Annotated in this window: 4 protein-coding genes and 1 pseudogene; 2 read left to right on the top strand and 3 right to left on the bottom strand. The window is 44.3% G+C overall.

What is annotated here, in order from left to right; translation table 11 throughout:
• A partial coding sequence (locus tag ACTXGO_RS11715) for a M23 family metallopeptidase (protein WP_443574637.1) occupies positions 1–144 on the top strand: 144 nt, incomplete at its 5' end.
• Between the two features lie 58 nt (positions 145–202).
• On the opposite strand, the gene phoR is transcribed toward ACTXGO_RS11715, so the two are convergent.
• The 3 genes from phoR to dtd all read right to left on the bottom strand — a co-directional run bounded on the left by phoR (position 203) and on the right by dtd (position 2637).
• Entirely contained in the window at positions 203–1300 is a 1098-nt protein-coding gene (gene phoR / locus ACTXGO_RS11720; RefSeq protein ID WP_443543309.1) for a phosphate regulon sensor histidine kinase PhoR, read from the bottom strand.
• A gap of 48 nt (positions 1301–1348) precedes the next feature.
• On the bottom strand, positions 1349–2056 hold the full coding sequence (gene phoB, locus ACTXGO_RS11725) for a phosphate regulon transcriptional regulator PhoB (protein WP_435949717.1): 708 nt from the start codon (positions 2054–2056) through the stop codon (positions 1349–1351).
• 140 nt (positions 2057–2196) lie between these two features.
• A complete protein-coding gene (gene dtd, locus ACTXGO_RS11730) occupies positions 2197–2637 on the bottom strand; it encodes a D-aminoacyl-tRNA deacylase (RefSeq protein ID WP_435949718.1) in 441 nt (146 codons plus the stop codon).
• A 320-nt stretch (positions 2638–2957) separates the two neighbouring features.
• Between dtd and ACTXGO_RS11735 the strand changes: the two are divergent.
• Positions 2958–3094, top strand: a pseudogene (locus ACTXGO_RS11735) (archaetidylserine decarboxylase); the annotation flags it as partial.

A 3094-nucleotide genomic window follows, 5' to 3' on the forward strand; every position in this document is an offset into this window, starting at 1 on the left:
AACGATTGGGTGGATAGTGGCGACATCATCGGCTATGTGGGCGATAGTGGTAACGCCAAAGGCACGCCGCCTCATGTGCATTACGGCATCTATATCAAGGGTAGCGCGGTGAATCCTTATCCTTTACTTATAAAACCTGAATGATCACGACTTAGGTATCTCATACATTGATCCAATACGATACGTATGGTTAGACAATCCTTTAAGATAGTGAGCGTACATAACTGCTAGCAAAAGTCGCACTAAATGTTGAACCTATGCCTAATTCCGACTCGATTTGTAAGCATGTATTGTATTGATGCAATACATGCTTGACGATAGCCAGCCCCAGTCCCGTGCCTCCTGTAGCACGGCTACGACCACTATCGACACGATAAAAACGCTCTGTTAAACGCGCGATATGCGACGTGGCAATACCGATACCATTATCTGTAACAGAGAACTGACAACCCTGAGAGGTTTTAACCCAGCTAATTTCGATATTGCCGCCTTTTGGCGTATACTTAATGGCATTAATGACTAGGTTCGATAGCGCGCTGTTTAAGTACATCTCTGAACCATACAGCCCGTCATAAGTGTCTATTTGCAAATGAATGGTATGTCCATAGTCCTGATTGTAAGCCTGCGCATCATCGTACACATGCGTGAGCAATTTGGTCATATCGATATAACCAAGCTCATACGTCTCTTCGATTTCGATTTTGGACAACAGTAGCAAATCATTTACGATTCTATTCATACGCGCGGTCTGTTGAGTCATCAGCTCAAGCCCACGTTGCCACTTTGGTGGTATGTCGGATTGGTCTGAGTAGTTCTCTAGGTAGCCCATCAATACGGTCAATGGCGTTCGTAGCTCGTGAGAGACATTGGCTACAAAATCGCGGCGCATTTGCTCTAAATGCTGCAATCGCGTCACATCATAGATCATCAACAGCTTATCCTTATCAAAAGCTGTCATCTCACACTTTAAATAACGCTTGGGATCACGCCATGAGGCCATGTGCACACCATCATTATGGACATCTTTGTGCAGATCGTGATGGGCTGTGACCTCTTGATAATACTCGTGAAACTCAGGCGCCTGAATATAGTCAAAAATGCTTTTGCCCTGATCTTTGTCTTGCAATGATAATAGCTGCGCCGCTGCCAGATTCCACCACGTCAAGCGATCGTCACCGTCTATTAAAACCACGGCATCTTTTAGCGCTTCCCAAGCACGGTTCATCTTTGTCATTACTGTTTTATTATCAAATCGATCAGCTTGCTCAGACGTATTTGGCTTGTGGTGGTCAATCGACATGACTACTCTCATCCTTTCTCGTAGCGAGACTGTGTTTAGTGGTTACGTTTACTGCTTTTTTTCAATCAAACTAGACATGCGATAACCGGTGCCGCGAACCGTTTGAATCAAGGTATCACAGCCATAAGGACGTAGTAATTTACGTAAGCGCCGAATGTGTACATCGACTGTTCGCTCTTCGATATAGACGTTGCCGCCCCAAACCTGATCTAATAGCTGCGAGCGCGTATAAGCGCGCTCTGGACGACTCATAAAAAATGCCAGTAAGCGATATTCTGTCGGACCTATATCGATAAACTGTCCATTAGCACTCACCCGCTGGCTTTGATTATCTAAACTAAGCGCGCCTATTGTTATCGGTGTATTACTACTAAGTGCGCTACTACGGCGTAGCACTGCCTTGATTCTTGAGATCAGCTCACGCGTCGAGAACGGCTTGGTCATATAATCGTCCGCGCCGGCATCGAGACCATGAACCTTGTTATCTTCCTCTCCTTTTGCCGTGAGCATAATGACCGGTATCTCGCGCAGCAACTCATCACTCTTTAGCATGCGACAAAAATCAATACCGCTTTTATCACCGGGCAACATCCAGTCTAGCAAAATCAGCGCTGGCCTATGATCCACCACTTGCTGGTGTGCCTCAAACGCGTCCGCCGCTTGCAAACTCTCAAACCCTGCGCTCTCAAGGGTCATCACTACCATTTCGCGAATCGCAAGCTCATCCTCGACAATCAAAATCTGCTCACTTTGCATATACAAGCCTTGTTATAAAACTTTGAGTAATTAACATATAAAGTCGATGCTTACTGACTACTTATTAAACACTTAAATTGTGACGGTTTGATGACACTTAGCTCTATAACATTAGGTTCTATAATTTATAACATTTAGCGCTATAACACTTCTAATATAAAGTTAAGTGGTCCATCATTAATACTTGCAACCTGCATATTAGCGCCAAACTGACCTGTGGCAACGTTTGCATGCTTAGACTGGGCGTAAGCGACCATCTCAGAAAATAGTGCCTGCGCTTTATCAGGAGCCATTGCGCCGCCAAAGTCGGGACGCCGACCTTTATTGGTTTTTGCCATGAGGGTAAATTGCGATACTAACAATACACCGCCATTCACTTGTTGCACGTTTCGGTCAAGCTTATTGCTCTCATTTTCAAAAATACGGTAGGTTAATATTTTATCGATCATACGCTTGCCATGATCTATCGTATCCTCGTGTCCAAGCCCAATATAAGCTAATACGCCCTGCTCTATAGCGCCAACAGTCTCTGCGCCGACCGTGACACTGGCATTATGAACCCGCTGAATGAGTGCCTTCATTCTGACTCCTTTGTTGAGATTGATACTATAATCAGTCTAATATAAAAAAATACAGCGAGGTTGAAATAGTTTTTTTGCAGCATCAAGCGGCGTAGGCACAGCACGCAAGAAAAAACTATTTCAATCTCGCGCTACAATATGACTTATCTGTTTTATTTGATATCGACTATAGCTTGCACGTTTTAGTAAGAGGGCTAAATAAAACAGTCGTAAACCGATAACTTATGCTCACACAGCATCCGCTTTATCGTGATAAAATACCGCCATTCATGTCCTTATACAAACACCGCTCTTATACAAAATACTTTGGTAGCTTTATTATGAATTTATTCGCCACGATCCAACAGTTTGTCCCGCAGCAGCAATTAAGCGAAGTTGCTGGGCGCTTGGCCTCAAGCCGTCACCCTATGGTCAAACGTGCTTTTATCCGCAGCTTCGCTAAAGCTTATCATGTCAC

The organism is Psychrobacter sp. T6-1, assembly GCF_052258445.1.